The sequence below is a fragment of the Hymenobacter norwichensis DSM 15439 genome, assembly GCF_000420705.1.
Taxonomy (GTDB): Bacteria; Bacteroidota; Bacteroidia; order Cytophagales; family Hymenobacteraceae; genus Hymenobacter; species Hymenobacter norwichensis.
In genome coordinates, this window is record NZ_ATVL01000008.1 from 98,213 (window position 1) to 122,301 (window position 24,089).

At 55.1% G+C, this 24,089-nt stretch carries 24 protein-coding genes, 1 tRNA gene and 1 pseudogene; 7 read left to right on the plus strand and 19 right to left on the minus strand.

The genetic code is table 11. From position 1 onward, the window contains the following. The first annotated feature begins 18 nt into the window (after positions 1 to 18). Positions 19 to 1,002, plus strand: coding sequence for a helix-turn-helix transcriptional regulator (locus tag G536_RS27515; RefSeq protein ID WP_022823734.1), 984 nt, complete (start codon positions 19 to 21; stop codon positions 1,000 to 1,002). A gap of 75 nt (positions 1,003 to 1,077) precedes the next feature. Continuing rightward, positions 1,078 to 1,470 (plus strand): RidA family protein, encoded by a 393-nt coding sequence (locus G536_RS0111450; RefSeq protein WP_022823735.1) that lies wholly within the window; start codon positions 1,078 to 1,080, stop codon positions 1,468 to 1,470. Between the two features lie 197 nt (positions 1,471 to 1,667). On the opposite strand, the gene G536_RS0111455 is transcribed toward G536_RS0111450, so the two are convergent. From G536_RS0111455 to parS, 3 genes are all read right to left on the minus strand, one after another. Then, positions 1,668 to 1,931, minus strand: a complete 264-nt coding sequence (locus tag G536_RS0111455; RefSeq protein ID WP_022823736.1) for a hypothetical protein — start codon at positions 1,929 to 1,931, stop codon at positions 1,668 to 1,670. A gap of 71 nt (positions 1,932 to 2,002) precedes the next feature. Continuing rightward, a complete protein-coding gene (locus tag G536_RS0111460; RefSeq protein WP_022823737.1) occupies positions 2,003 to 2,464 on the minus strand; it encodes an RES family NAD+ phosphorylase in 462 nt (153 codons plus the stop codon). Positions 2,465 to 2,467: 3 nt separating this feature from the next. Continuing rightward, on the minus strand, positions 2,468 to 2,932 hold the full coding sequence (gene parS, locus G536_RS0111465; protein WP_022823738.1) for a type II RES/Xre toxin-antitoxin system antitoxin: 465 nt from the start codon (positions 2,930 to 2,932) through the stop codon (positions 2,468 to 2,470). 151 nt (positions 2,933 to 3,083) lie between these two features. Between parS and G536_RS0111470 the strand changes: the two genes are divergently transcribed. Then, on the plus strand, positions 3,084 to 3,722 hold the full coding sequence (locus G536_RS0111470; RefSeq protein WP_022823739.1) for an NUDIX hydrolase: 639 nt from the start codon (positions 3,084 to 3,086) through the stop codon (positions 3,720 to 3,722). A 33-nt stretch (positions 3,723 to 3,755) separates the two neighbouring features. Here the strand turns inward: G536_RS0111470 and G536_RS27520 are convergent, their stop codons facing one another. The 3 genes from G536_RS27520 to holA all read right to left on the minus strand — a co-directional run bounded on the left by G536_RS27520 (position 3,756) and on the right by holA (position 6,157). Next, a complete protein-coding gene (locus G536_RS27520; RefSeq protein ID WP_051166937.1) occupies positions 3,756 to 4,178 on the minus strand; it encodes a BLUF domain-containing protein in 423 nt (140 codons plus the stop codon). A 170-nt stretch (positions 4,179 to 4,348) separates the two neighbouring features. Beyond that, complete coding sequence (locus G536_RS0111480) at positions 4,349 to 4,594, minus strand: hypothetical protein (protein WP_022823741.1); 246 nt, start codon at positions 4,592 to 4,594, stop codon at positions 4,349 to 4,351. Between the two features lie 486 nt (positions 4,595 to 5,080). Beyond that, positions 5,081 to 6,157: a DNA polymerase III subunit delta gene (holA, locus tag G536_RS0111485; protein WP_022823742.1), complete on the minus strand. Its 1,077-nt coding sequence runs from the start codon at positions 6,155 to 6,157 to the stop codon at positions 5,081 to 5,083. 179 nt (positions 6,158 to 6,336) lie between these two features. Here holA and tyrS point away from each other — a divergent pair, with 179 nt between their 5' ends. Further along, positions 6,337 to 7,635, plus strand: a complete 1,299-nt coding sequence (gene tyrS / locus G536_RS0111490; RefSeq protein ID WP_022823743.1) for a tyrosine--tRNA ligase — start codon at positions 6,337 to 6,339, stop codon at positions 7,633 to 7,635. A gap of 202 nt (positions 7,636 to 7,837) precedes the next feature. Here tyrS and G536_RS32975 read toward each other — a convergent pair. Both G536_RS32975 and G536_RS0111500 read right to left on the minus strand, forming a co-directional pair. After that, a pseudogene (locus G536_RS32975) lies at positions 7,838 to 8,011 on the minus strand (histone H1); the annotation flags it as partial. 246 nt (positions 8,012 to 8,257) lie between these two features. After that, on the minus strand, positions 8,258 to 9,502 hold the full coding sequence (locus tag G536_RS0111500; protein WP_022823745.1) for an aminotransferase class I/II-fold pyridoxal phosphate-dependent enzyme: 1,245 nt from the start codon (positions 9,500 to 9,502) through the stop codon (positions 8,258 to 8,260). Between the two features lie 285 nt (positions 9,503 to 9,787). Here G536_RS0111500 and accC point away from each other — a divergent pair, with 285 nt between their 5' ends. Further along, positions 9,788 to 11,293: an acetyl-CoA carboxylase biotin carboxylase subunit gene (gene accC, locus G536_RS0111505; RefSeq protein WP_022823746.1), complete on the plus strand. Its 1,506-nt coding sequence runs from the start codon at positions 9,788 to 9,790 to the stop codon at positions 11,291 to 11,293. 89 nt (positions 11,294 to 11,382) lie between these two features. Here the strand turns inward: accC and G536_RS0111510 are convergent, their stop codons facing one another. From G536_RS0111510 to G536_RS0111555, 10 genes are all read right to left on the minus strand, one after another. Then, a complete protein-coding gene (locus G536_RS0111510; RefSeq protein WP_022823747.1) occupies positions 11,383 to 11,826 on the minus strand; it encodes a hypothetical protein in 444 nt (147 codons plus the stop codon). A gap of 41 nt (positions 11,827 to 11,867) precedes the next feature. Then, positions 11,868 to 12,554 carry a hypothetical protein gene (locus G536_RS0111515; protein WP_022823748.1) on the minus strand — a complete coding sequence of 229 codons (687 nt, stop codon included), beginning with the start codon at positions 12,552 to 12,554 and terminating at the stop codon, positions 11,868 to 11,870. 289 nt (positions 12,555 to 12,843) lie between these two features. Next, entirely contained in the window at positions 12,844 to 13,563 is a 720-nt protein-coding gene (gene bshB1 / locus G536_RS0111520; RefSeq protein ID WP_022823749.1) for a bacillithiol biosynthesis deacetylase BshB1, read from the minus strand. A 108-nt stretch (positions 13,564 to 13,671) separates the two neighbouring features. Then, complete coding sequence (locus G536_RS0111525) at positions 13,672 to 14,793, minus strand: M23 family metallopeptidase (RefSeq protein ID WP_245575813.1); 1,122 nt, start codon at positions 14,791 to 14,793, stop codon at positions 13,672 to 13,674. Between the two features lie 142 nt (positions 14,794 to 14,935). Further along, positions 14,936 to 15,883 carry a thioredoxin-disulfide reductase gene (gene trxB, locus G536_RS0111530; protein ID WP_022823751.1) on the minus strand — a complete coding sequence of 316 codons (948 nt, stop codon included), beginning with the start codon at positions 15,881 to 15,883 and terminating at the stop codon, positions 14,936 to 14,938. Positions 15,884 to 16,111: 228 nt separating this feature from the next. Then, complete coding sequence (locus G536_RS0111535; RefSeq protein ID WP_022823752.1) at positions 16,112 to 16,975, minus strand: sigma-70 family RNA polymerase sigma factor; 864 nt, start codon at positions 16,973 to 16,975, stop codon at positions 16,112 to 16,114. Positions 16,976 to 17,088: 113 nt separating this feature from the next. After that, positions 17,089 to 19,251 carry a polyribonucleotide nucleotidyltransferase gene (locus tag G536_RS0111540; protein WP_022823753.1) on the minus strand — a complete coding sequence of 721 codons (2,163 nt, stop codon included), beginning with the start codon at positions 19,249 to 19,251 and terminating at the stop codon, positions 17,089 to 17,091. Positions 19,252 to 19,437: 186 nt separating this feature from the next. Further along, on the minus strand, positions 19,438 to 19,713 hold the full coding sequence (rpsO, locus tag G536_RS0111545; protein WP_022823754.1) for a 30S ribosomal protein S15: 276 nt from the start codon (positions 19,711 to 19,713) through the stop codon (positions 19,438 to 19,440). Positions 19,714 to 19,876: 163 nt separating this feature from the next. Further along, entirely contained in the window at positions 19,877 to 21,310 is a 1,434-nt protein-coding gene (locus tag G536_RS0111550) for an LptF/LptG family permease (protein WP_022823755.1), read from the minus strand. Positions 21,311 to 21,424: 114 nt separating this feature from the next. Further along, positions 21,425 to 21,838 carry an START-like domain-containing protein gene (locus G536_RS0111555; RefSeq protein WP_022823756.1) on the minus strand — a complete coding sequence of 138 codons (414 nt, stop codon included), beginning with the start codon at positions 21,836 to 21,838 and terminating at the stop codon, positions 21,425 to 21,427. A gap of 135 nt (positions 21,839 to 21,973) precedes the next feature. On the opposite strand from G536_RS0111555, the gene G536_RS0111560 reads away from it, so the two are divergent. Next, positions 21,974 to 22,047 (plus strand) — tRNA-Met (locus tag G536_RS0111560). Between the two features lie 141 nt (positions 22,048 to 22,188). Here the strand turns inward: G536_RS0111560 and G536_RS0111565 are convergent. Beyond that, entirely contained in the window at positions 22,189 to 22,422 is a 234-nt protein-coding gene (locus G536_RS0111565; RefSeq protein ID WP_022823757.1) for a hypothetical protein, read from the minus strand. Positions 22,423 to 23,571: 1,149 nt separating this feature from the next. Between G536_RS0111565 and G536_RS0111575 the strand changes: the two genes are divergently transcribed. Further along, positions 23,572 to 23,976: a hypothetical protein gene (locus G536_RS0111575; RefSeq protein ID WP_022823759.1), complete on the plus strand. Its 405-nt coding sequence runs from the start codon at positions 23,572 to 23,574 to the stop codon at positions 23,974 to 23,976. Positions 23,977 to 24,089 lie beyond the last annotated feature (113 nt).

A 24,089-nucleotide genomic window follows, 5' to 3' on the forward strand; every position in this document is an offset into this window, starting at 1 on the left:
TATCTACTGCCCCTACTAATGGACTCCGAAGTAACTCGTCTTTCCCGGCTCGTCGCTCTGCTCACGCTGCTGCAAACCAAACGGCTGCTGACGGCAACCGAACTGGCGCAGCGCTTTTCGGTGAGCACCCGCACCGTGTACCGCGACATTCGGACTCTGGAGCAGGCGGGTATTCCGGTGATTACGCAGGAAGGAAAAGGCTATACCCTGCTGGAAGGCTATCGGCTGCCGCCCGTCATGTTTACGCGGGACGAAGCCTTTGCCTTACTCACGGCCGAGAAGTTGGCCGCCCAACTCACCGACGCTCCTACCGCACAGCGTAGCGGCGCCGCCATGGACAAGGTGCGAGCCGCCCTCCGGCGCTCCGACCGTGACCATCTGGCTACGCTGGCCCCGCACATTCAGGTACTGCCTCCCCATCCCGCCCAGGCTGCCCGCCCGAGTGCCTACCAGCAGCTGGCACTGGCCGTGGCTACGCAACGGGTGGTGCAGCTGTACTACGCCGCCGCCGAAACCGGGGAGGTTACCACGCGCGAAGTGGAGCCTATTGGCCTCTACCTGAGCCGGCAATGGCACGTAGTGGCATACTGTCGGCTGCGGCAGGCTTTCCGCAACTTTCGGCTCGACCGGATTCAGGCGTTGGAAGTCAGCGTCGCTGGCTTTACTCCCCGCCCCGAAACCTTGCAGGACTATTGGACGGCCGAGGCCCAGCGGCGGCAGAAAGAGAAAGTGGTACTTCACCTTCGGATGGCAGCCCTGCTGCCCGCCCTAGCCCAGCACCTGCACGATACCAAGCACCAGTACGGCTGGGCCCACGAGCAGCCTTTGCCCGATGGCCAACTGGAAATGACTTTGTTTATTGGCTCGCTGTCTTACCTGGCCACCTGGCTGCTGCCCTACGCGGGGGCCGTTATTGTGCATGAGCCGCTGGCGCTACGTGAGCACCTGCGCGAACTGGCGCGGCAGGCCCACGATTTTTTTTGCACCCCGCCGCAGGTCTGACATAAGGCTGTCAGAGGCGGCCCCGAAGTTTGCAGAGTCAAGAAACCAACCTCTTGACTTAACCTTCAATAACAGATGGAAAAGCAAACCGTTGACCCCTGGAAATGGGGAGAACACACCAATTCAGTGCAGGCAGTAGAAGTGAAACAAGTTGCGGGTACCCTCTATTGCTCCGGGCAGGTAGCCATCGACGCCAACGGCCAACCCAGCACCGCCGACATGAGAAGCCAGCTACTGCAAACCTTCCAAAACCTGGAGCAACTCATCGGGGAGGCAGGATACGAGTGCTCAGGTATTGTGCGGCTGAATGTATACACCACCTCCGTGACGGAGTTTTTCACAACCTGCACCGACGTATATCAAGCCTGGATTGCCGGCCACGGTATCAAACAAGCTACTACGCTACTGGAAGTGCGGGGCCTGTTTGCCGGTCTAACCGTAGAGCTAGAAGCCACCGTAGTGAAATAACTCCCACACCTAGGCTCGCCTTAGAACCAGCCATGTACACGACCGGGCGGAATCACGGCCGTCAGTGCGGCTTATGTGAAGGAACTGCCTATTCAACGTAGGCAGCACACCCAACATCCTTAGAATACCCCGGCTTTCTCAGATGCCGGGGTATTTTCTGGTACCGTGAGAACTGGGAACGGTTTGGTAGCCTAGTCTTAGCCCAGCCGCACAAGTGTCACCTCGTCGCGGGTGAAGTCGATGGTACGCTTGTCTACGGGGCCGCGACAAACCAGGGCGCGGGGCGGGGTCAGTTTGCCTTTGCGGCCAGCCTCCAACTCTGCCTCGCCGGTTACCTCCACTGTTGCTACTGTTGCGCCGTTTACACGCAACTCCCAGGTGCCGGCCTTCACCAGACCTTCTGGGTATCCAACAATAAAGGTCTCTTGCGGGGATAAGGCAATAATGTCGAGGACTTGCATTAAGGTGGAAAGTTGGATTCAGGAAAACGGATTGAGACAGGTTGCGGTACAGAATGGCGTAGGCTAGAGGCTCATCCTACATCCGCGGACTTTATCCGCGCATCAAACATAAACTCTTCGCGCGCCACAATACTGATGCGCTTGAAATCGGGGTGACGGGTGTGCAGGATGTAATTGAACTCCTGGGGCACAATGGACGAAGGAACCCGCAGCACGGCCGCGCTACGCCGCTCGTACCACGCGTCGCCGAGGGGCTGGCAGACGCTGTAGCGGCTGGCTTTTTCCCAGTCAGCAGGCAGTTGAATTGCTGGTATATCTTCCACCACTACATCGTCGGGAATGTCGATAACGAGCACCCGGAACTGGTCGTTGAGGCCTTCGCCGCTGCGGTGCACCACGTTTTCGAGGCAGGCTAGGGCGCGGGAAGCGGCGGTGTAAATCACAAACTTATCTTGGGTGTTCCAGCGGGCCCGGCGGCCGGAGGCAAACAGGTCGTCGGCGTACTTGGCCAGGCAGATGCGGTATACCTGCATCGGTTACGATAGGTCGCCGTAGGCAATGCGGGTTAACTCTTCTTCTACTAGGTCAATACCGCCACTGGTTTCGAGCAGGCGCAGCGGCAACTCGCCGTCGAGGCCGTGGGCGGGTTTGCTGAGCCAACGCAGAAAGGCGGCGGCATCACCAAATACTTCTACCCCGGCTTCGTAGAGCGCAATAATCTTGAATGTCTTTTCGCTACTAGAGGCGCTCAAGTTGCGGTTTTCCTGAGTGTAGCTGCGGAGCGTTTTGGTGGATAGCTCGTAGATGGCCTCTAGCTGGCTGGCCTGCAACTGAAACGCATCGGCCACCTCGAAGGCCGTAGCGGCCGGCAGTCCTTTGCGGGCGGCCATTACCAAAGCAAACGAATCCTGCCCCGTCCGGCTCCAAGCGGCCCACTTCTTGCGCAGCGGTGCGGGTAGCGTGGTGGTTACTTTCACTTTGGGGGCGGCTATGGTGCTCATGGCAGTACGGTAGGTTGCAGAGTTGAAGCTACAGAAATTTTTCTATCTAACGCGGAAATTTTTCTTTTTGTTTCCTGGCCCGCTACCTTGCTAGGGCGGCGGGCCGCTATCCGCGCGTTATCTTGCACCCAACTCCTGCTAACGCTGCCTTATGACTGCCTCTACCCTGCTGCTGCACGCCCAGCGCCTGCAAGCCTTGGCCCAAGCCGGCCTCGCCTACCCTTCCACTGCCTACGACGTGGAGCGGTACGAAGAAATCCGGGCCATCAGCGTACAACTGCTCCAGCAGTTAGCACCCGATGAACCACTAGAGAAACTAACTCAGCTATTTGCCTCTGAAACCGGCTACCAAACCCCTAAGGTAGATGTGCGGGCCGTGCTGTTTCGGGGCCAGAAAGAAATTCTGCTGGTACAGGAGAAAATCGATGGTAACCGGTGGGCACTGCCCGGTGGCTGGGCCGACGTGGGCTACACCCCGTTTGAGGTGGCCGTGAAGGAGGCGCACGAAGAAACCGGCCTAGTGGTGCGCGCCGTGCGCCTGCTGGCTCTCCTCGACAAAAAGCAGCATCCGCACCCGCCCCAGCCCTGGTACATTTACAAGGCCTTTGTGCACTGCGAAATCGAAGGCGGGAGCTTGCTGGAAAACACGCCCGAAACAGCAGGCGCGCGTTGGTTCAGCGAAGAGCAAATTGCCGGGCTGTCTTTGTCGGTCGACCGGAATACGGCGTCTCAGCTCTACACGCTGTTCGAGTTTGCCCGCAACCCCAACCAGCCAACACTCTGCGACTAAATGGTTTTAGCGCTACGTTACAGCAAGCGCATTCTATTCCTCCTCCGACACCATAAAAGTACGCATGATGTTGAGCAACAGCGCATCGGCGCCGCTCAGGCCTTGCGGGGCCGTATCGAGGGCATCGGGGCTCTGGTATCCTTTCAGCTGCGCAAATGCTTCAGCATCGATTGGCTTGAACGCCATAGCCCACTCCGAAAAGCTACGTGCTTCAATCGGCTTGTCGGCTAATTTGAAAATACTGGTATGCCGGGTATCCTGCTCAATCAGCTGGTACAAGCTCTTTATTACAGATGCTTCTCCTTCCAGCAACTGCATGAACTGACCTTCGTGATAAAGCAGGACTCCTGTTACCTGCAGTTGCTCGTTGTTTGCCCGGGCTGTAGTTAGTAGCTCCTGCAAAGCGGCGTCCGTGAATGGGACGGTAGCGGAACTGCTGTAAATGAGATGATGCATACTGTGAAAAAAAAACAGGTGACTTTCACCTGTTTGCAAATCTATAACGAACGGCTAAGAAAAAAGGCCTGCTTTTTATTGAAACATAATAGCCAGAAAGCATCCGTGTTGCTCAGCTAAACAGCTCTACACCATCAAAACTAAAGCCTCACTCTCCCACACGCTCCTTACTACACAGTGAAATGCACCGGTTGTGGCAGATAACCCGTCGCTGCCTGAATGAGTGCAACAGCTCCTATTTCGGCGCGCTGCGTTAGGAGCGTATGGCAGCCAGCTTGCAAGCGCAGAATCTGCACCGGCGTTAAATGTCGTTGCTGCTCGTAGCGCGCTTCCACCACTTGGGCCAGCAACACCGCCGCCGTGGAAAATTTTTCTTCGTGCAGTGCGGCTCGGAAGGCTACTTCAATTTCGTTCATGGGAGTTGTCTGGGTTTATTGATGTGTTTGCAACAAGTGTACCAGATAAGCCATGAGGTTATGGTGAACCGGGCAATTATATCCTCGGACCTCAATCTAGCTCCGCACCAGTCTATTATAACAATAAAGGGCCGAAGATTACTCTTCGACCCTTCGGCGTTGGTTGTGGAAAGGAGGCTGGAACGTGGAAAAGCGTTGTTGTAGAAACTGCCGTTGGCTGTTTGGCTAATTGCAGCATACAAATATCAGTGGTTGTTTTACCGTTATAAAGGCCAAGCAGTGCAATGTCGTGACTGGTATAATTCGAGCATTAAGCATGCATAATTCCTGGAAACTATACCAAGTAGACTGAATGGAATTTTGCTGACTCACGCACCAGCCACTTGATTTGCCCCCGCCTGTGACAGTAAGTATGGCGCCATAAGCCAGGAAGCCGCCACCTTGGCTCCTCCTGTTTCAGCATCATTCACTCTCACTCTCACTCTCTCAGCTCCCTACCACTGCGTGCAGCGGCACAGGGTGCAGAATCAGCCACACCAGCTCCCGCAGAATCTCTCCGTCGGTCATCGAGCCCGATTCAATGCCTTTGCTCTGCGCGTCGGCGCGGCGGATGAGGTGCACGATATTGCGAGTCCTGTAGAAGTCGAACACCTTCAGGCCGGTTTGGTAGTCTTTACGGGCGAAAGTGCTGCGCAGGTTCAGGCGGTTCCAGTCCACTTCGGTGGGGTTGGCTAATTGGTGTAAGGCCAGCAGCCGGGAAAAGTAGTTGAACAGCAGCGTCAGGTTCGGAATTAGTGGGTTGGCCTTGGGGTTGGCCTCGAAATAGAGCAGTATCCGGTTGGCCTTTAGTACGTCGCGCCGGATAAGGGCGCTTTGCAGCTCGAAGATGTTGTACTCCTTGCTGATACCTACCATGCGCTGCACCAACTCCTCGTCGATGGGCTGGCTGGGCGCCAGGTTGAGCAGCATCTTGTCTACCTCATTGGTGAGCCGGCCCAGCTCGGCCCCAATGTACTCGGATAGCATGGCCGTGGCCTGCGGCGTGATGTTGCGCTGCTTACTGCGCACGTAGCTGGTCAGCCAGGGCGCTACCTGGTTGTCATAGAGCTTTTTGCTGGTCAGGAGCACCGTACCGGCCGGGCTGGGCTCTTTCTTATCGCCGGTGAGCAGCTTACCGAGCTTCTTGCGGGCATCTAGCGTTTTGTGCTTGTAGCAAAACACCAGCACCGTGCTTTGCAGCGGGTTCTTGAGGTATGCCTCCAGAAACGGCCACGCCTTCTCAGTTTCGAGGTCGGCCACAGCCTGCGCCTCCTTCACAATCACCACCGACCGTTCGGCCATCATCGGGAAGCGCTTCGCCTGCCCCAGAATCGTGGCTACGTCGGCATCCTTGCCGTACAGCACCACTTGGTTGAAACCCTTTTCGTGCTCCTGAAGCACAGTTTTCTCCAAGATATCAGCTACCAAGTCGATATAGTACGGCTCCTCCCCTTGCAGAAAATACACGGGCTGAAACTGCCGCTGCTGGAGTTGCTTCAGAATTTCGTCGGCGGTGAGGGTCAAGAGCGAAGTGGTGAAATGGTGAAGTTGAGAGTACTAGGGAGTGCACTATTCGGCAGACCACAGCCACTCCACCTACAAATGTACCACCGCCCTTTCTACCTTTACACCTCTCATGCGTGAGTTGACCACGTACTCTCCGCCTGTTCAGTCACGATTCCACAACTTCACAACTTCACAACTTGAACTTAATAGAAGAACTGCGCTGGCGCGGCATGTTTCACGACATGATGCCGGGCACCGACGAACACCTACGCCAAAACGCCCCTATCACCGGCTATATCGGCTTCGACCCTACGGCTTCGTCGTTGCACATCGGCAACTTGGCTACTATTATGCTGCTGGTACACTTGCAGCGCGCCGGGCACCGCCCATTGGCTTTGGTAGGCGGCGCCACCGGCATGATTGGCGACCCGTCGGGTAAGTCGGCCGAGCGTAACCTACTTGATGAAGAGGCCCTGCGCCGCAACCAGGCCGGTATTCAGGCCCAGCTGGAGAAGTTCCTCGACTTCAACGACAGCCCCACCGGCGCCCGGGTGGTCAACAACTACGACTGGTTCAAGGAGTTCGGCTTTCTGCAATTCCTGCGCGAAGTAGGCAAGCACCTCACCGTGAACTACATGATGGCCAAGGATTCGGTGAAGCGCCGCATCAGCGGCAACGAAGAATCGGGCGCCGAGGGCCTGAGCTACACCGAGTTCAGCTACCAGTTGCTCCAGGGCTACGACTTTTTTCACCTCTATAAGGAATTGGGCACTACCCTGCAAATGGGCGCCTCTGACCAGTGGGGTAACATCACCACCGGTACCGAGCTAATCCGGCGCATGAGCGGCGGCGAGGGCAAAGCCTACGCCCTCACTGGCCAGCTCATCACCAAAGCCGACGGCACCAAGTACGGCAAGAGCGAAACTGGCACCGTCTGGCTCGACTCCACCATGACCTCGCCGTACCAGTTCTATCAGTTCTTTCTGCGGGCCGAGGATGCCGATGCCCCGCGTCTGATTCGGGTGTTCACGCTACTACCGCAAGCGGAAATTGAAGCTCTGGAAGCCGAACACGCCCAGGCGCCGCACCTGCGCGTGTTGCAGAAGGCCCTGGCCAAAGACGTAACCATTCGGGTGCACTCCGAGGAAGCATACGAAGCGGCCCTAGCGGCTTCCCAAGTGTTGTTCGGTGGTGGCGAGCTAAGCAGCCTCGACGAGGCGACCTTGCTTGACGTGTTTGCTGGCGTGCCTCACGTGGAAGTATCCCGCGCGCTGCTCCCCGAGCTGAACGCCGTTACACTACTGAGTGAAGCCACCAATGCTGTCGTTTTTTCCTCCAAAGGCGAAGCGAAAAAAATGATTCAGGGCGGTGGGGTGAGCTTAAACCGGGTGAAAGTAATCCCCGACCAAATGGCGCTTGACGTGCCGTTGTTACTGGATAAATATTTCGTGGCCCAACGTGGCAAGAAAAACTACTTCCTGATTAAGCTAGTATAGTTTCTGCCTATCCCCCCAGAACAGAAAAAGGCCCTGTCGATATAGTATCGGCAGGGCCTTTTTAGGCAATCAGGAAAGCCAGGGGTTTCAGAAAAGCCGCCTGACTTCGTAATTACTTCTTTTTTGCTGGAGCAGCTTTCTTAGCAGCAGCAGGAGCAGCAGCCTTTTTGGCTGGTGCAGCTTTAGCAGCTGGAGCCTCAGCAGCGCTGTTTTTAGCGTTCTGAACCTCGGTACGGATGCTCTGCGCCAGGTTTTTCAGTTCCTGCATGCCTTTACGCACGCGGGTACCAGCGGCCGAGTTCTTCTTGTCGTAGAACTTCTCGAAGTCGCCTTCCAGGCCCATTACGAGGTCCTTTAGTTCACTGAAATTACTCATGTTTGATGGGGTTGAGAGGAGTGAAACAATGGGTTTGATGGGGTCTAATATACAGGGATTTCAAATACAAGCAAGTCCCCGTTTTTTTTTCTAATACGGCTAATTCAGCCCGAGAGGCACATTTTCGCCGAACTTTTTTGCATTTACCCTCAGCGAACTCCCCCCAAATTATTAGCTTAGTACAAAAAACAAAGGTCAGGACCCTTTCGGAATCCTGACCTTGCCTGTTATCAGTCTTGGCTATGCTTAGAGCCCGGCTGGTACCTCTGCTTTGGAGTAAAGGCCCTTGCTAAGCTTATCAGCCACTGCTTCAAAGGCCGTAATGGTCTGGGCTACGTCGGCAAGCGTGTGAGAGGCCGTAGGGATGAGACGGAGCATAATTACGCCCTTCGGCACCACCGGATATACCACGATAGAGCAGAAAATACCGTGATTCTCGCGTAAATCGAAGGTTATTTGCGTTGCATCGGATATTTGCCCTTGCAGCATCACGGGCGTCACCGGCGACTTAGTAGTACCGATATTGAAGCCTTTTTCGCGCAAACCACTTTGCAGGGCCCGTACCACGGTCCAGAGGTCGTCTTTCAGCTCCGGACGGGTCCGGAGTAGCTCCAAACGCTTGATTGCGCCCACTACAAGCGGCATTGGGAGGCTTTTGGCGAAGATTTGGCTACGCATATTATAGCGCAAATATTCAATTACGTTTTCAGGGCCCGCTACGAAGGCACCAATGCTGGCCATAGACTTCGCAAACGTCGAAAAATATAGGTCTATGCCATCCTGCACGCCTTGTTCTTCGCCAGTTCCGGCCCCCGTGGCGCCCATTGTACCGAAGCCGTGGGCGTCGTCAACGAACAAACGGAACTCGTATTTCTCTTTCAAAGCCAGCACCCCGCGCAGGTCGCCCATGTTGCCCGACATCCCGAAAACGCCTTCGGTGATAACCAAGATACCCCCGCCGGTTTCGTCGGTGATGCGCTTGGCCCGCTGCAACTGCTTCTCCAGGCTGCCCATGTCGTTGTGCGGATATACAAAGCGCTTGCCTTGGTGTAGCCGTACCCCATCAATGATGCAAGCGTGCGACTCGGCGTCGTACACAATTACATCGTGGCGGTTCACCATAGCATCAATGATGCTTACCACGCCCTGGTAGCCAAAGTTGAGCAGCATGCAGTCCGGCTTCTGCACGAAGTCGGCCAGCTCGCTTTCCAACTGCTCGTGCAGATTGGAATTACCCGACATCATGCGGGCACCCATAGGCAGGGCCATACCGTACTCAGCCGCGCTGTCGGCATCGGCTTTGCGCACTTCGGGGTGGTTGGCTAAGCCCAGGTAGTTATTGAGGCTCCAGGTGAGTACCTCCTTACCGCGGAAAATCATGCGCGGCTTGATTTCGCCTTCCAGCTTAGGGAAAGCAAAATAGCCGTGTGCATAATGTGAGTGAATACCCAGCGGACCGCGGTTGGCGGCAATTTTCTCGAAAAGATCCACGCGGGAACAGATTAAAAGTGAAAAAGAAAACGAGCCGTTAAGCGTGCACTTAACCCTCCGATAATGTACAAAGTTATGGCAATCTGCAAAAGTAGTGGCTCAGCGCGTGGCTTCCAACTTCCTGCTTCACTCAGCAAACCAGCTAACAAGCTTTACGGAGCCGCCGGAAAGGCGTTTCTTTGGCTGAAATATCAGTCGTGGGGCGTCTGTTGTTACTCAAACGAGTAGCTAATTAATAACCGGCACCCCACAACTAGCAACTAACAACCGTCCCATCCCTCCCCCATGAAGAAAATAAGCAAGCTCTTAGTTGCCAACCGCGGCGAAATTGCCCTGCGCGTACTGCGCTCCGCCAAGGAAATGGGCATCAAAACCGTGGCTATCTACTCAGAGGCCGACCGCAACGCCTTGCACGTACGCTACGCCGACGAGGCCGTGTGCGTAGGCCCGCCGGCCTCCGCCCAAAGCTACCTGCGCGGCGACAAAATTCTGGAGGTTTGCCGGCAGTTGGAGGTTGATGCCATTCACCCCGGCTATGGCTTCTTAAGCGAAAACGCCGGTTTTGCCCGCATGGTGAAAGAGGCCGGATTGATTTTCGTGGGTCCTTCGCCCGAAGCCATGGACATTATGGGAGACAAGCTTTCGGCTAAGCAAGCCGTTAAAGCTTACAACATCCCGTTGGTACCCGGCACCGACGAAGCCATTTCCGATGTAAACGAGGCCAAGCAGATTGCACAGCAAGTAGGTTTTCCCATCCTGATTAAGGCCTCAGCCGGCGGGGGTGGTAAGGGCATGCGGCTAGTGCACAACATAGAGGAGTTTGAGGAGCAAATGCAGTTGGCCATCAACGAGGCTACCTCGGCCTTTGGCGACGGCGCGGTGTTTATTGAGAAGTTCGTGACTGGACCGCGCCACATCGAAATACAAGTGCTGGGCGATGAGCACGGCAACATTGTGCATCTGTTTGAGCGGGAATGCAGCATTCAGCGCCGCCACCAGAAGGTAATTGAAGAGGCGCCCTCATCGGTGCTCACGCCCGAGCTGCGGGCCGCTATGGGCCAGTGCGCCGTGGATGTGGCCCGTGCCTGCGACTACACCGGTGCCGGTACCGTGGAATTCCTGCTCGATGAGAACCACAATTTCTACTTCCTGGAGATGAACACCCGGCTCCAGGTGGAGCACCCCGTAACCGAACAGATTACGGGTCTGGATTTAGTGAAAGAGCAAATTAAGGTGGCGCAAGGCGAGCCGCTCAGCTTCACCCAGGACGACCTTACCATCACCGGCCACGCCCTGGAGCTACGGGTGTACGCCGAGGACCCACAGAACAACTTCCTACCCGACATTGGCACCCTCACCACCTACGTACGCCCCCAAGGCCCCGGCGTACGGGTAGACGACGGTTTCGAGCAGGGCATGGAAATCCCGATTTACTACGACCCCATGATTGCCAAGCTGGTCACGTTTGGCAAGGACCGCACAGAGGCCATAGCGCGCATGCTGCGGGCCATTGAGGAATACCAGATTACCGGCATCGAAACCACACTGGCCTTTGGGCGCTACGTACTGCAACACCCCGCTTTCGTGAGCGGCCACTTCGACACCAACTTCATCCGGGACCATTTCCCCGCTGATGCGCTCAAACCCGCCCCTCTCAGCGAAGACATGGCCAAGTTGGCCGCCGTGTTAGGCGCCATGCTAGTCAGCGAAAAGAAGCCCGCTGCCGTAGCTTCCGCAGAGCCGGCCGCTACTGCCTCGGCCTGGAAACGCAACCGGCTGGGCACACGATAATAAACCACAAAAAGCAAACCGCCCGGCTAGTTAGCCGAGCGGTTTGCTTTTTGTGAAGTCCGTGGCTGGCTCACATGGTAGGAAAGCAGCTACACCAACAGTCGCGCCTGATGGGCTGCGTTGAGCAGGGCCGGCGCATTTTTGAGGGTGGCCAGCACCACTTCCTTGGCGGCCTGCTGAAGCTCGTCGCGGCTGATGTCGCGCACTTCCTCACGCACTAGCTCGGTTAGGGCGTGAAAGGCAAACTGCAACGCCTGCTGCCGAGGCCGCTCGGCCCGCATTTCCTGGCGCACTTCGGTTAAGTGGGCCTGAATCTTCAGCCGCCGCAGGTGAAACACCGAGTCGCTGGCGACCTGGGGCTGGATGGTATCGAGCAGCTTGAACAGCGGCAGCAGTTGGGTGGCAGTGGTGGCAGCTAGGCGCTTGCGGCGGCCGGGCGCGGCAGGCGGCGTTGCATCGGGCAACTGCTCAGGACCGGGGAGAGACATCAGACTAAACCGGATAATACAGGCCACGAAACGCGGCATTTTCATTCCAAGATAGTAGTTCATCGGGAAAGTACCGATGGTCTGCGCTACTCCCACACCAGCTTGCCTGCGGTAGTGGCCGGCAGTACCGGAGTGGCTTTGCGCGGAGCTAACCATTTGCGCAACACCAAGTGGGTGGGCAGATACGCTACCAGAAATAGCGCAGCCATCCAGGCCAGTAGGTATACCGGGGCGGGCAGCCACGTTTGCGGACGGGCATCATCAAAGCCGAATACGTAGTTGATGTTGACGGGAATCTTGGAGTCGGGCAGGATGGTGCCAGCAGGCGGCAGAAGGAAGTAGGCCACTAAGCAGAGCCCCCACGCCAGCCCGGTCCAGGCCCAGAGGGCGCGCCGGTCGTAGCCCAGGCGCTTCACCAGAAACACCAGCAGGAAGGGCAACCAGCCGTGAAAGAACGACAGCCCACGCAGAAACAACGAGCGGTTAGGGTCGAACATGTACGACGTCATGCCGACTAGGTGCACCCCAAACAGCTCGCCCAGAAAGTCAACGCACCACAGCACCTGCGGCAGCAGAATACCAACGGCAGCCATCGAAGCCGGCAGCTTCTTTTCCGTCCAGAGGCTGATCAAACAGAGCAGCAACGAAATATCACAGAAGTACAGGAAGTTGGTGGGCCCGTAATTCGCCCAGTACACGGGCACCATAACGGCTAGAAATGCAGTGAAGAGTAATTTCAGTTTTAGCGGCAAACGGGCAGGCTGGCTTTTCATAAGAGTAGCGTCTTAGTGGTTGGCTATCAAACCAAGGCGCGCCAGTAGAGGCGTCACCGTGAATCGATGCTGGAAGTACCATCAAGAATGCGCGTTTACCTGATTAAATAATTCATTTATCAGACTTTTCAATATTTACTGAAATTGGCACTCAGCAAGCTTTTAGCCATATAATACTGACACAGAATTAGACTTTTCAATTTGCCTAAATTCAGTCCTTACAAAGCAAAAAGCCTGACCGGATGGTCAGGCTTTTTGCTTATTACACCACTTTCAGCTGTCTGAACTATTAGATAAAATCAGTTATCTGGCGCACGCCCAAAGTTCGTTCGCGCGTGAAACCTTCCCCGAACTCCACACCTATCAAGTGCCCGAACTCGCGCGCGCGCGCCTCCATAAAGTTGCTGAATTCCTGGCTTGAAAGGTAGGTGGCCGGCTCCTGACTGTTAGGGTTGAAAAACTGGGTCTGGTAGGCCTGAATGGAAGCCCATTTTGTAGGCCAGTGCGCGGTGACATCCACCACAAAATCGGCCGGAATCTGGCGGTCCTGGATGTAGTGGTACACGTGCTTGGGACGCCAAGCCGGTTGCGGCTGGCCATCGTCGCCGAGGGTTTCGATCATGCGCAGGCCAGCCAGAAAGCAAGCCTCAGAAGCCAATTGCGCGCCGCGGCCATGGTCGGGGTGCCGGTCATGAATGGCGTTACAAAGCACTACCTCGGGCTGATAGCGGCGGATAGCCGCAATTAGCGGCAGCTGATGCTCCCGGTCGTTGCGGAAGAAGCCATCGGGTAGCCCCAGGTTTTCGCGGGCGCTAAGGCCCAGAATCTGGCTGGCGGCTTCGGCCTCCTGCGCTCGAATGGCTGGGGTACCACGTGTACCTAGCTCCCCCCGCGTAAAGTCCACGATACCTACCTTCTTGCCAGCCGCTACGGCCGCGGCCAGCGTACCTGCCGCCGACATCTCTACATCATCCGGATGCGCCCCAAGGGCTAGAATATCAAGTTTCATTCAGATTGCGTTGTTGATTGCAATGTCCCTGAATTGGTACATGGTTGGCTGTTCAGCATGAATGAAGAACGGCCAACCATGTACCAATTCAGAGATATTGCGTTGAAGTTACTTCACCCGCAGTGACCGACCGATACGCAGCACGGCCGTACCACCGTTCAGGCGCCGAAGCTGGGCCTGTGACACCCCGTACTTATCAGCAATTTCCGACAGCGTATCTCCACTCCGGATTTTGTGCGTAACCACCCGCCGCGCCGCTGAGGGCTGACTGCGGCTACTACTGCTACGAGTGGCTGCGCCCGGCACACTGCCGCCCCGGTATTTCAACGAACGGCTGTAGTAGTTGAACAGCGCGGAAGTAATCTGGAAGTTATCCTTAATGAGCCGGTAATCCGGGAAGTCGTACATCCGCTCCGGGTCAATGGGGTTGCCTTCGTAGCGCACCTCGAAGTGCAAGTGCGAGCCGGAGCTGCGGCCGGTGCTCCCGCCCCATCCAATCAGCTGCCCGGCTTTCACGAAGGTACCGGGCGTTACCAGCGCCTTCTGCATGTGCCCATACAGCGTCTCAATGCCGTTGTAGTGGCGCACCAGCAGGTAGTTGCCGTAGCCCGAACCGTCCCACTTACTGATGCGCACTACGCCGTCGAAAGCAGCCTTCACCGAGTCGCCGGTTTCCAAGTCCAGGTCCACACCATAGTGCCACCGGGAACCTCGGAAGCCGAAGTCCGAGGTCATAGGCGTCTTTACCAGCGGCATTTTGGCAAAGCGCTGCCGCTCGGGCTCCGTAAGCTTTAAGTTGAGCGTATCCTTGATGCGGCGCCCGTCTACGCGGTACGGGTTGATGTTATGCGTGTCCCAAATGGCATAATACCCGGCCACCTGAATCCAGGAAGAATCAATCTTCACTTGCTCTTTCACCTCCACAATGTGCTGCCCCCCTTCGTTCAGCGACGACGTATCCTCACTGACAATGGAAAGCTTTTTAGCTGGGTTGAAGAAGATGGATTTGGCCGCGTCGGAGCCATCATCAGGCAATTCCTGGGTTTCAATCAGGATGGTGGTATCGGGCCGCACGTAGCGGATAATAGGCGACTTGATGCGGAAAAAGTCGCTCCGTTTTTTGGTAGTACCAGGCTTTGGTTTCGGCACCGGACGACGCTGGGCGTGCAGCTGGCCGGGCAAGCCAATAAACAGCCCGATCAGTAGCAGCGGCAGCAGCCAGTGTTTCACAAAATTCAGCAAGTGCAAAACAATAAGGTGGTGAGATAGTGAGGTGGTGAAATGGTGAGTTTGGTGAGGTAACGATGCAATCTGCGCATATAGCGTAAATCGAATCGCAAATTCACTAACTCACCATTTCACTATTTCACTTCTAATGGTCGCCGAGAGCGGCTAAGTAACGCTCCGCATCCAGAGCAGCCATACAGCCTGAGCCGGCCGCTGTTACAGCTTGGCGGTAGGTGTAGTCCTGCACGTCGCCGCAGGCAAATACCCCATCCACGTTGGTTTTGGCCGTGCCGGGTAGGGTTTTCAGGTAGCCCTGCTCATCGTGGTGCAAATAGGGCTGGAATATCTTGGAGTTCGGCTCGTGGCCGATAGCCACGAAGAAACCATCAACGGCCAGCTCACGGGTTTCGTGGGTCAGGGCATTTTTCACCCGCACAGCTTCCACGGCGTGCTCGCCCAGGATTTCGTCGGTTACCGTGTTCCACAACACCTCAATCTTAGGGTTGTCGGTTACGCGCTTCTGCATGATTTTCGAGGCGCGCATCTCTCCCTTCCGCACAATCATGTACACTTTGCTGCACAGGTTGGCCAAGTAAGTAGCCTCTTCGGCCGCTGTATCGCCAGCGCCCACAATCACCACGTCTTTGCCACGGTAGAAAAATCCGTCGCATACGGCGCAGGCTGATACGCCCGAACCATTTAGGCGCTGCTCCGATGGCAGCCCCAGCCACTTAGCCGAGGCACCAGTGGCAATAATCACCGTATCCGCCGTCAGCTCCAGCTTTTCATCAATGGTCACCTTGTGCGGGTGGCCCGAGAAGTCAACCGCCGTGGCAATACCATAGCGAATATCGGTACCGAAACGGGCAGCCTGCTTTTTCAAATCCTCCATCATTTCCGGCCCCATAATACCGTCGGGGTAACCCGGAAAATTCTCTACGTCGTTGGTGATGGTGAGTTGGCCGCCGGGTTGCAGCCCCTGGTACATTACGGGGGCCAGATTGGCGCGGGCTGCGTAGATGGCCGCCGTATACCCCGCCGGGCCGGAGCCGATAATCAAGCACTTTATGTGTTCTGGGGTGGTATTCTCCATGAGGGTAAAAGTAGCGCAGGCTTGCGCCCGTGCCGTAAAAGGATGAAATAGGATGGCAAAGGTAATCGAGTAAAACAGAGTGACACCTAGCAGCCGGATTCAACTAACTGGTTGCGGTATCGAAGTCAGCTCTCAGACGAGTTTTCACTCATTGCCGACAAGCTGGCATTCCCCAACAAAAAACCCCAACGCTAGGGCCGGGGTTTTCAGTGATGGGGGTAAAAATAACTACCCCAGGTAAGGCTTCAGCGCTTTGGAGCGCGAAGTGTGGCGCAGACGGCGAATGGCCTTTTCTTTGATCTGACGAACCCGCTCCCGAGTAAGGTTGAACTTCTCCCCGATTTCTTCCAGCGTGAGCGAGTGCTCTCCGTTCAAACCGAAATAGAGCGTAATAACGTCGGCTTCGCGCTTGGTGAGGGTGCTCAAGGCACGCTGCACTTCCTTGCGGAGCGAGTCGTTCATCAGTCCGGTGTCCGGCGACTCTTCGTCTTCATTTTCCAGCACGTCGAGTAGGCGGTTTTCTTCGCCTTGCACGAATGGTGCGTCAACGGACACGTGGCGACCCGAAATTTTCAGGGTATCTACCACTTCCGAAGTGGTGAGTTCCAGTACTTCGGCAATTTCTTCAGGCGAGGGTTCCCGCTCGAATTTCTGCTCTAGTTCCGAAAACGACTTGCTGATCTTGTTGAGCGAACCTACTCGGTTGAGGGGCAAGCGTACGATGCGCGACTGCTCAGCCAAGGCTTGCAAGATGGATTGGCGAATCCACCATACGGCGTAAGAAATGAACTTAAAACCACGGGTTTCATCGAAACGCTTAGCAGCTTTAATCAAGCCGAGGTTGCCCTCGTTGATCAAGTCACCCAGCGATAAGCCCTGGTTCTGATATTGCTTAGCTACCGATACCACGAAACGCAGGTTGGCTTTGGTAAGCTTTTCCAACGCTTGCTGGTCGCCTTCCTTGATGCGCTGCGCCAGCGTCACCTCCTCATCGGGCGTGAGCAGATCCACTTTACCAATTTCCTGGAGGTATTTATCCAGCGACTGGCTTTCGCGGTTGGTGATCTGCTTGCTGATTTTTAACTGTCTCATTGCGGGCGCGAGAAGTATGTATTTCTGAAATTGATAAACGTCCGAAAACCCAATCTACGGGTACCGATCAGTTGTTAGCAACGTATCAGTACCCGCGAAAGTTCTACAAGTGGCTACTGGGCCGTACCGTTCTGCTCGGTAGTCCGTTCCGGCTTCGGCAAAAGCACCTTGCGCGACAAACGGTATTTACCCGTTTTCTTGTCGATATCGAGCAGTTTTACGTCAATTTCCTGCCCTACTTCCAGCACGCCTTCCAGCGCCGAGAGGCGCTCATGCGACACTTCCGAGATGTGCAGCAGGCCGTCTTTGCCCGGCATAATTTCCACGAAAGCACCGTACGGCTGAATGCTGCGCACTTTACCTTTGTAGGTTTCGCCTACTTCTGGTGTAGCGGCAATAGCCTGAATCCGGCTGATGGCCGCTTGCATGTCTTCCTTGTTGGAAGCGTAGATGCTCACGTGGCCTTTCTCGTCCTTCTCCTCGATGATAACCGTGGCATTAGTGTCCTTCTGAATCTGCTGAATCACCTTGCCGCCGGGCCCGATAACAGCACCGATGTACTCTTTATCGATGAGCATCTTGTGCGAGCGGGGCGTATGCGGCTTGAGGTCAGCAGCCGGTGCGTTGATGGTTTTGGCCATCTCACGCAGGATATGCAGACGGCCTTCACGTGCCTGGTGTAGCGCCGCCGTCAGGATTTCGTTGCTCAGGCCCTGGATTTTGATGTCCATCTGGCAAGCTACGATACCCTTTTCGGTGCCGGTTACTTTGAAGTCCATGTCGCCGAGGTGGTCTTCGTCGCCGAGAATATCGCTCAATACGGCGTATTCACCGGTTTCCTTGTCCTGCACCAAGCCCATGGCAATACCTGCTACGGCCGCCCGCACTTTCACGCCGGCATCCATCAGCGCCAGCGAACCGGCACATACTGTGGCCATCGAGCTAGAGCCGTTCGACTCCAGAATGTCTGACACAATACGGATGGTGTAAGGATTTTCTTCGTCGGAGGGCAGAACGCGCTTCAAAGAGCGCAGGGCCAGGTTACCGTGGCCAATCTCGCGGCGGCCAGGGCCACGGTTCGGTTTCACTTCACCAGTCGAGAAGGCCGGGAAGTTGTAGTGCAGCATGAACTTGCTGTAGCCCGACTGCATGGCCGAATCGATGATTTGCTCATCGAGCTTGGTACCTAGCGCCACCGTAGTCAACGACTGGGTTTCGCCGCGAGTGAACAAAGCCGAACCGTGCGCACCGGGCAGATAGTTAATTTCCGACCAGATTGGGCGGATTTCAGTGAGCTTACGACCATCAAGGCGCGTGCGCTCTTTGATCATCATGTCGCGGATAGCTTTCTTCTCAGCTGATGAGTAGTAACGGCCGAACTGCTTCATATCCAATTCAGGCTGCTCAGCAATCAGCTGTTGCAGGAACTGCTCCTTCACGCCGCCAAAGCCTTTCTTACGGCCAGCTTTGCTAGTATCACCCAGCTGAGCCACTTTGTAAGCTAAGTCGTAGATGCCCTGCGTAACGCGGGATTTGAGGTCTTCGTTTTCCTCGTATTTTGGGTACTCGCGCTTGATTTGCGCTTTCTCCACGGCAGCAGCCAACTCGCTTTGTACACGGCACTGCTCTTTGATGGCTTCGTGGGCGTAGGCAATGGCTTCCACCATTTCCTCTTCGCTTACCTCGTTCATCTCCCCTTCCACCATGGCCACTGAATCGGCCGTGGCACCTACAATCAGGTCGATGTCGGCGCGGGCAATGTCAGCTGTTTTGGGGTTGATTTGCAGTTTGCCGTCGATGCGGGCCACCCGTACTTCGGAAATCGGGCCAGCAAACGGAATATCAGAAATAGTAATGGCAGCGGACGCAGCCAGTGCGGCCAATGCGTCAGGCTGCACATCCTTATCGGCCGAAATCAACGAAATCAGCACCTGCACCTCGTAGTGATAATCCTTGGGGAACATCGGGCGCAGAATGCGGTCCACAATGCGGCATACCAAAATTTCGTGGTCGGACAGGCGACCTTCGCGGCGTTGGAATGAGCCGGGAATCTTACCAGCACCACCAAACTTCTCCTGGTAGTCAACCGATAGCGGCAAGAAATCCACGTCGCCGCGCGAACTTGGCTGCGATACCACTGTGGCTAGCAGCATAGCGTCGCCGAGGCGCACTACTACGGCGCCATCGGCAAATTTGGCCAGTTTGCCGGTTTCAATGGAAATCTGCCGGCCATCCGGCAGGGTAATGTGTTTAGTAACCGCGTTGTAGTTGGACATCTTCTATTTGCTTGGAAGCGACAGCGGGCGAGCAGCCGAAAAAACAGGGCCTATAACGGCCCCGCTTTGCTCTGAAACTTAATCTCTGGAATATAACAGTTGAGTACTGGGAAAGGTACCCGAACCGGCAAAAAAAGAGCAGGGAACCTTCCGGTGAGGAAAGGCTCCCTGCTCCAATGGGGCGGGTTACTTGCGGATACCCAACTCCTTGATGATGGCACGGTAGCGGTTGATTTCGCGGTGCTGGAGGTAGTCCAGCATCCGACGGCGCTTACCAACAAGTTTCAACAAACCCAAGCGGGTTGAGAAGTCCTTCTTGTTAACTTTCAGGTGCTCCGTGAGGTGCGTGATGCGGTGCGTGAACAACGCAATTTGTGCTTCGGCCGAACCAGTATCGGTGGCCACTTTTTGCAGGCTGTTTTTCTCGAAAATAGCCTGTTTTGCTTCGGTGGTAAGTTTCATCGGCAGATAGGTTTCCCCCGTCTTAGATATAAAAATGAAAAGAAATTTCACCCCGCACCTCGAGGTGGCCGCAAAGGTACAAAATTAGTTGCAAGTTTCACTTATCGGTTGTGAGTTGCCGGTTGCCAGCTTGGGCAACCATTGGCAACCGGCAATTCACAATTCACACGCTCCGCTTATACCCACGAAACGGCCAACGCACCTTGGCTGGCAGCTTGCCCCACAGATTCCATTCCCACAGACCCGAATCGTTACGGGCCTGGTAGAGGAAAAATAAGCCAAACGGCAACAGAATGATAGTGGACATCCACATGCCAAAGTCAACAGGCATCACCCCTTCCCGGCCATATTTCTCGCCGATGATGGAGAAGATATAGTAGATGATAAAAAACAAAATGGACACTAGGATAGGTACGCCTAAGCCGCCTTTTTTGATGATGGCGCCCAGCGGTGCCCCTATTAGAAACATCAGCAAAATAGCCGCTGACTGCACGTATTTGCGGTACACTTCGATGCGGTAGTTACCGGTTTCCTTTTGCAGATTGGCCAGCCGTTCTCCAGTAGTACCAGCGAAGGCACGCACGTTGCGCGCCCGGTTAGCAGCCTGTTCCACAGTACTCACACTCACCACCGGCAGCTTACTAGAAGGCACCTGCCATTGCTCTACCCGGTGGTTAGCGGTACGGCCGGTGGTATCAAAACGCAGGTATGTATAATACGGCGACACCATCCGAGGTACCTGGTGCTGCTCAGTACGCAAGCGGATTTGAAGCGAATCGATGAAATGATGCAGCTGGCCCACATTTTTCATCATCTTGTTGTCCTCAAACAGCTCCTCCTTAGTCCGGTTTAGGTCGAAGGAAGCCAGCGAGAACGTAATCATATTGCGGCTGAATGCCTGCCGGATAAAGCTGGCGCCAGCACGGCTGTTGGCATCGGGCTGCTCTACGTAGCTCTGCCCCCGAAACAGTTCTAGCCCAAGATACTGCCCCCCAAACCGGGTGAACATCCGACCCGAATCGGCCAGAATCACGCGCATATTGCCGGAGCCCTGGGTGTGGTCGTAAATCATGATGCCCATCAAAATGTCCCCATCCTCTCCTAGCTTATCGTTCACCTTGATGGTGTAGCCGGGAATACCATTGTAGAAGACCCCAGGCCGAATGTCGAGAGCGAGCTTTTGCTGGCGCAAATCCCAGAGCAGGCTATACGCACGCAGGTTGGCCTTGGGCACAATATTATTGTTGAACCAGAACGCGAAAACGGCCAGCAGCATACTTGTTATCAAGACTGGCCGCAGAATGCGCGTCAGGGAAATACCCGAGGTTTTAATGGCCGTTAGTTCATGGTGCTCGCCTAGGGTGCCAAACGTCATCAGCGACGAAAGCAGCACCGCCAAGGGCATCGAAACGGGCACCATCAGCACGCTGAAGTAGAACAACAGCTGCCCAATAATATCGAAGCCCAAATCCTTCCCGACTAGGTCGTCGAGGTATTTGAGCATGTATTGAGTGAGCAGAATAAACTGCACCACCGCAAACGTGAGCAGAAACGGGCCCGCAAAGGCCTGCAAAATCAGCTTATCGAGTTTTTTCATGTTACGCTACAAACTGCCCTATCCGGCAGGGCGAGCCATCGGAGCAGACGCCAACCAAGAAACGAAGGTACACTGTGTTTCGCGTGTGTTCCCTGCCTGTAGCGGAAAACGAAATTAGCCGCCTACCTGTTCCCGGAGTTTTTGCGCAAGACTGTCCCACATTTCCTGCAACTCTTCCTCATCGGTTTCCTCGGAGTAGTCCATCACGCGCACATAAACCTCTTGGGTTAATTGCGACTCTTCGAGGCTGAAATCAAGGAAATTGGCGTCGGGTGTGTGGCGTTTGTTGGCGTCGAGAAAAACAAAGCGCACCGAGCGGTTGGTGCGGTGCGAGTTCATTTCGGCGTAGTGGGGCTGGTTGTCCCAGATGAAATTGAAGCGGTGATCTTCGTCGATTTTTACATCCTGGCAAAACCACTGCGACAGGCCAGAAGCCGATGCCAAGTAGGGATACAGAATTTTAGGCGACGCATTGACTGGAAATTCCACCGTAAACCGGTGTTTGCGACGGGTAGCGGAGAGGGACATAAGCTGTACGAACTAGAATAGGCACTCTCTAACAGATAAAAACTGTCAGAATGCAGCCAATATACACGGGTTTTTTTCAAGGCAGTACTTGCACCAGAACAAATATAGTTACTACCTTTGCGGCACCAAAAACCCGGCGGGGTAGCTCAGTTGGTTAGAGCACAGGATTCATAACCCTGAGGTCACGAGTTCAACTCTCGTCCCCGCTACTTGCAAAAACGGCCTCTCCATTGCGGAGAGGCCGTTTTTTATTGTTAGCAACTGTTTTATCACAACAACATGTTTTCGCCTGAGTACTAAAACCGGCTTTTTGACGCCGATGGCGACATGAGCAAACAGTGGTAAATCGACTAGCGGATCTGGTATACCGACAAGAATGCTTTTGTGCGCAAGCAGTATACGGGCATGAACAAGTACACCACGCTACGGGAGCGGAAAAAATGACGAAAATCTAGCGGCTGCTCGACGAGGGCTACATAGCTGGCGAGACGCCCGCTGTACATCTGAGCATCACCCTGCTTGAGGCCGTGGAGTGAGTAGTGACGCGCAAGGTAGCCGCCGGCGTAAGTAACGCGTTTTACCAAGTGCCCCTGGGCAAAATCTGCGAAAACAAGCGTTTGCCACTCTGCCGCTCAAATACCTCTCGCTGGCGCACATTACAGCATTTCTCGACGCACCGAGCAAGCGGGGCATCGAGGCTTAGACCTACAACAGTTACCGCAACAGCCTGAGCGCCTCGCTCAACTACTTGGTCAAGCAGGAAGTTCCCTCCCGGGAACCCGTGTGTGGCCGCCGAGCTGCGTAAGGTGGATGCCTCCCAATTTACATGCCCTACACCGGTGCTTCTCGTCATCACTTCCACCGTGAGGTCGGGAGGAGCCTGGGCCATCACCTGAGTCTGGAGTAAAAGAGCAGACGCCAGGCGGACGCCTACTTATATAGAGTTTTATGGAACTGATAATGAATTAAATATGGAGTTAAATAATTCGAAGCTCACCTCACCAACAGCGCCCCGAAAGAACATAAAATTCCTATACTACGGCCTTCACCAGCTTAACCAAGTATTTGTGTACGGTACCGACCGGCACTCCAGCTGCCGCGCTAATCTTGCGCACACTCAGCCCATCAACCTGCAAGCTCGAATTTCCTCTACCACTACCGGCACGAGGAACCTACGGCCGTGCACGTATGCCTCCCTTTTCGCCGCGGCCTAGGCTTTCTTGCGGGGCAGTCCCTGCTTGACATTTTCGCTGAGCCGCTCGCTGTAGTAGTCGGCCGCCTGGCGCAATAGTTCACCCCTGGGTGCCGCAGTAACACCGGAGGCTTTTCACCCTATTCACTACCCCACGATTAACTGATTGAAGTCGGGTTGGATTATTACCACGTGGGTCCCGACGTAGAGGCATTGCAGATCCACAGTATCGGTGAAGTGGGTGGCGTGCTCCTACGGGCAACTTTACTTGTGTTCGCTCTTCTTTATCTTGCTGATTAATAGTGTAACGATAGTCACGCTTCAGATCAATAGAACCGAGCTTGCGCCGCTCCATATACTACTTCTGGTACTAGTTATGGCATTCAGATTTGGAGCCATATTCGTTATCGTCAAAGACCTGCTCACCCGCCGCAGCTCAGCCGCTCCAGTGGCTGAGCTGCGGCGGGTGAGGCATAACCGACCGAACTAGATTTAAATCAACCATTTACCTACGCGGGCAGCAACGGATGCCCCTTATTCTATGTCACGACTTCTCTTACTTGGCCTATCGCTGCTTATTGTTGCCTGCAAGAAAGAGGACCCACAAGCCGACCCCAGTTTACTAGGCCGCTGGGAATCCCAACAGTCCAACGACTTTGAATACTCGGCTACCGGGCAACTCATTTCGCAAGTGAACCGCCCCGACATGACCTACTACATGGTCATCACGGCCGATTCGCTTAATTACTACGGGCGCCGTGATGGCAGCTCCTGGGGTGAGCATACCTACGTGCGGCAAGGCGACCAGATTACCTATGGTACTACGCAGGTCAAATGCACCATCACGGAGTTGAGCGAACACACCCTCACCCTACGCTTCAAAAACATCAACAAGAGCGCGCCCAATACGCCCTACACGGATGCCGAAGAGCATTACACTCGGTAGCACCTACCTGTTGCTCCGTGTGGAACATAATCGGCCGAATTAGATTTTGATGGAAACTCGTCAGCAGCACAAATACGATATCTGGGCCTCCAACCTGCTTTTTCTTGGCTTTG

Bases quoted from the DNA above. Each gene is read 5' to 3' on its own strand.
- G536_RS27515 (WP_022823734.1), top strand. From the start codon at position 19: ATGGACTCCGAAGTAACTCGTCTTTCCCGGCTCGTCGCTCTGCTCACG.
- G536_RS0111535 (WP_022823752.1), bottom strand. From the start codon at position 16,975: ATGAGACAGTTAAAAATCAGCAAGCAGATCACCAACCGCGAAAGCCAG.
- G536_RS0111460 (WP_022823737.1), bottom strand. From the start codon at position 2,464: ATGCAGGTATACCGCATCTGCCTGGCCAAGTACGCCGACGACCTGTTT.
- G536_RS0111450 (WP_022823735.1), top strand. From the start codon at position 1,078: ATGGAAAAGCAAACCGTTGACCCCTGGAAATGGGGAGAACACACCAAT.
- G536_RS0111555 (WP_022823756.1), bottom strand. From the start codon at position 21,838: ATGTCCCTCTCCGCTACCCGTCGCAAACACCGGTTTACGGTGGAATTT.
- trxB (WP_022823751.1), bottom strand. From the start codon at position 15,883: ATGGAGAATACCACCCCAGAACACATAAAGTGCTTGATTATCGGCTCC.
- accC (WP_022823746.1), top strand. From the start codon at position 9,788: ATGAAGAAAATAAGCAAGCTCTTAGTTGCCAACCGCGGCGAAATTGCC.
- rpsO (WP_022823754.1), bottom strand. From the start codon at position 19,713: ATGAAACTTACCACCGAAGCAAAACAGGCTATTTTCGAGAAAAACAGC.
- G536_RS0111575 (WP_022823759.1), top strand. From the start codon at position 23,572: ATGTCACGACTTCTCTTACTTGGCCTATCGCTGCTTATTGTTGCCTGC.
- G536_RS0111470 (WP_022823739.1), top strand. From the start codon at position 3,084: ATGACTGCCTCTACCCTGCTGCTGCACGCCCAGCGCCTGCAAGCCTTG.
- G536_RS0111540 (WP_022823753.1), bottom strand. From the start codon at position 19,251: ATGTCCAACTACAACGCGGTTACTAAACACATTACCCTGCCGGATGGC.
- G536_RS0111455 (WP_022823736.1), bottom strand. From the start codon at position 1,931: ATGCAAGTCCTCGACATTATTGCCTTATCCCCGCAAGAGACCTTTATT.
- G536_RS27520 (WP_051166937.1), bottom strand. From the start codon at position 4,178: ATGCATCATCTCATTTACAGCAGTTCCGCTACCGTCCCATTCACGGAC.
- parS (WP_022823738.1), bottom strand. From the start codon at position 2,932: ATGAGCACCATAGCCGCCCCCAAAGTGAAAGTAACCACCACGCTACCC.
- G536_RS0111480 (WP_022823741.1), bottom strand. From the start codon at position 4,594: ATGAACGAAATTGAAGTAGCCTTCCGAGCCGCACTGCACGAAGAAAAA.
- G536_RS0111550 (WP_022823755.1), bottom strand. From the start codon at position 21,310: ATGAAAAAACTCGATAAGCTGATTTTGCAGGCCTTTGCGGGCCCGTTT.
- G536_RS0111515 (WP_022823748.1), bottom strand. From the start codon at position 12,554: ATGAAAAGCCAGCCTGCCCGTTTGCCGCTAAAACTGAAATTACTCTTC.
- G536_RS0111510 (WP_022823747.1), bottom strand. From the start codon at position 11,826: ATGAAAATGCCGCGTTTCGTGGCCTGTATTATCCGGTTTAGTCTGATG.
- bshB1 (WP_022823749.1), bottom strand. From the start codon at position 13,563: ATGAAACTTGATATTCTAGCCCTTGGGGCGCATCCGGATGATGTAGAG.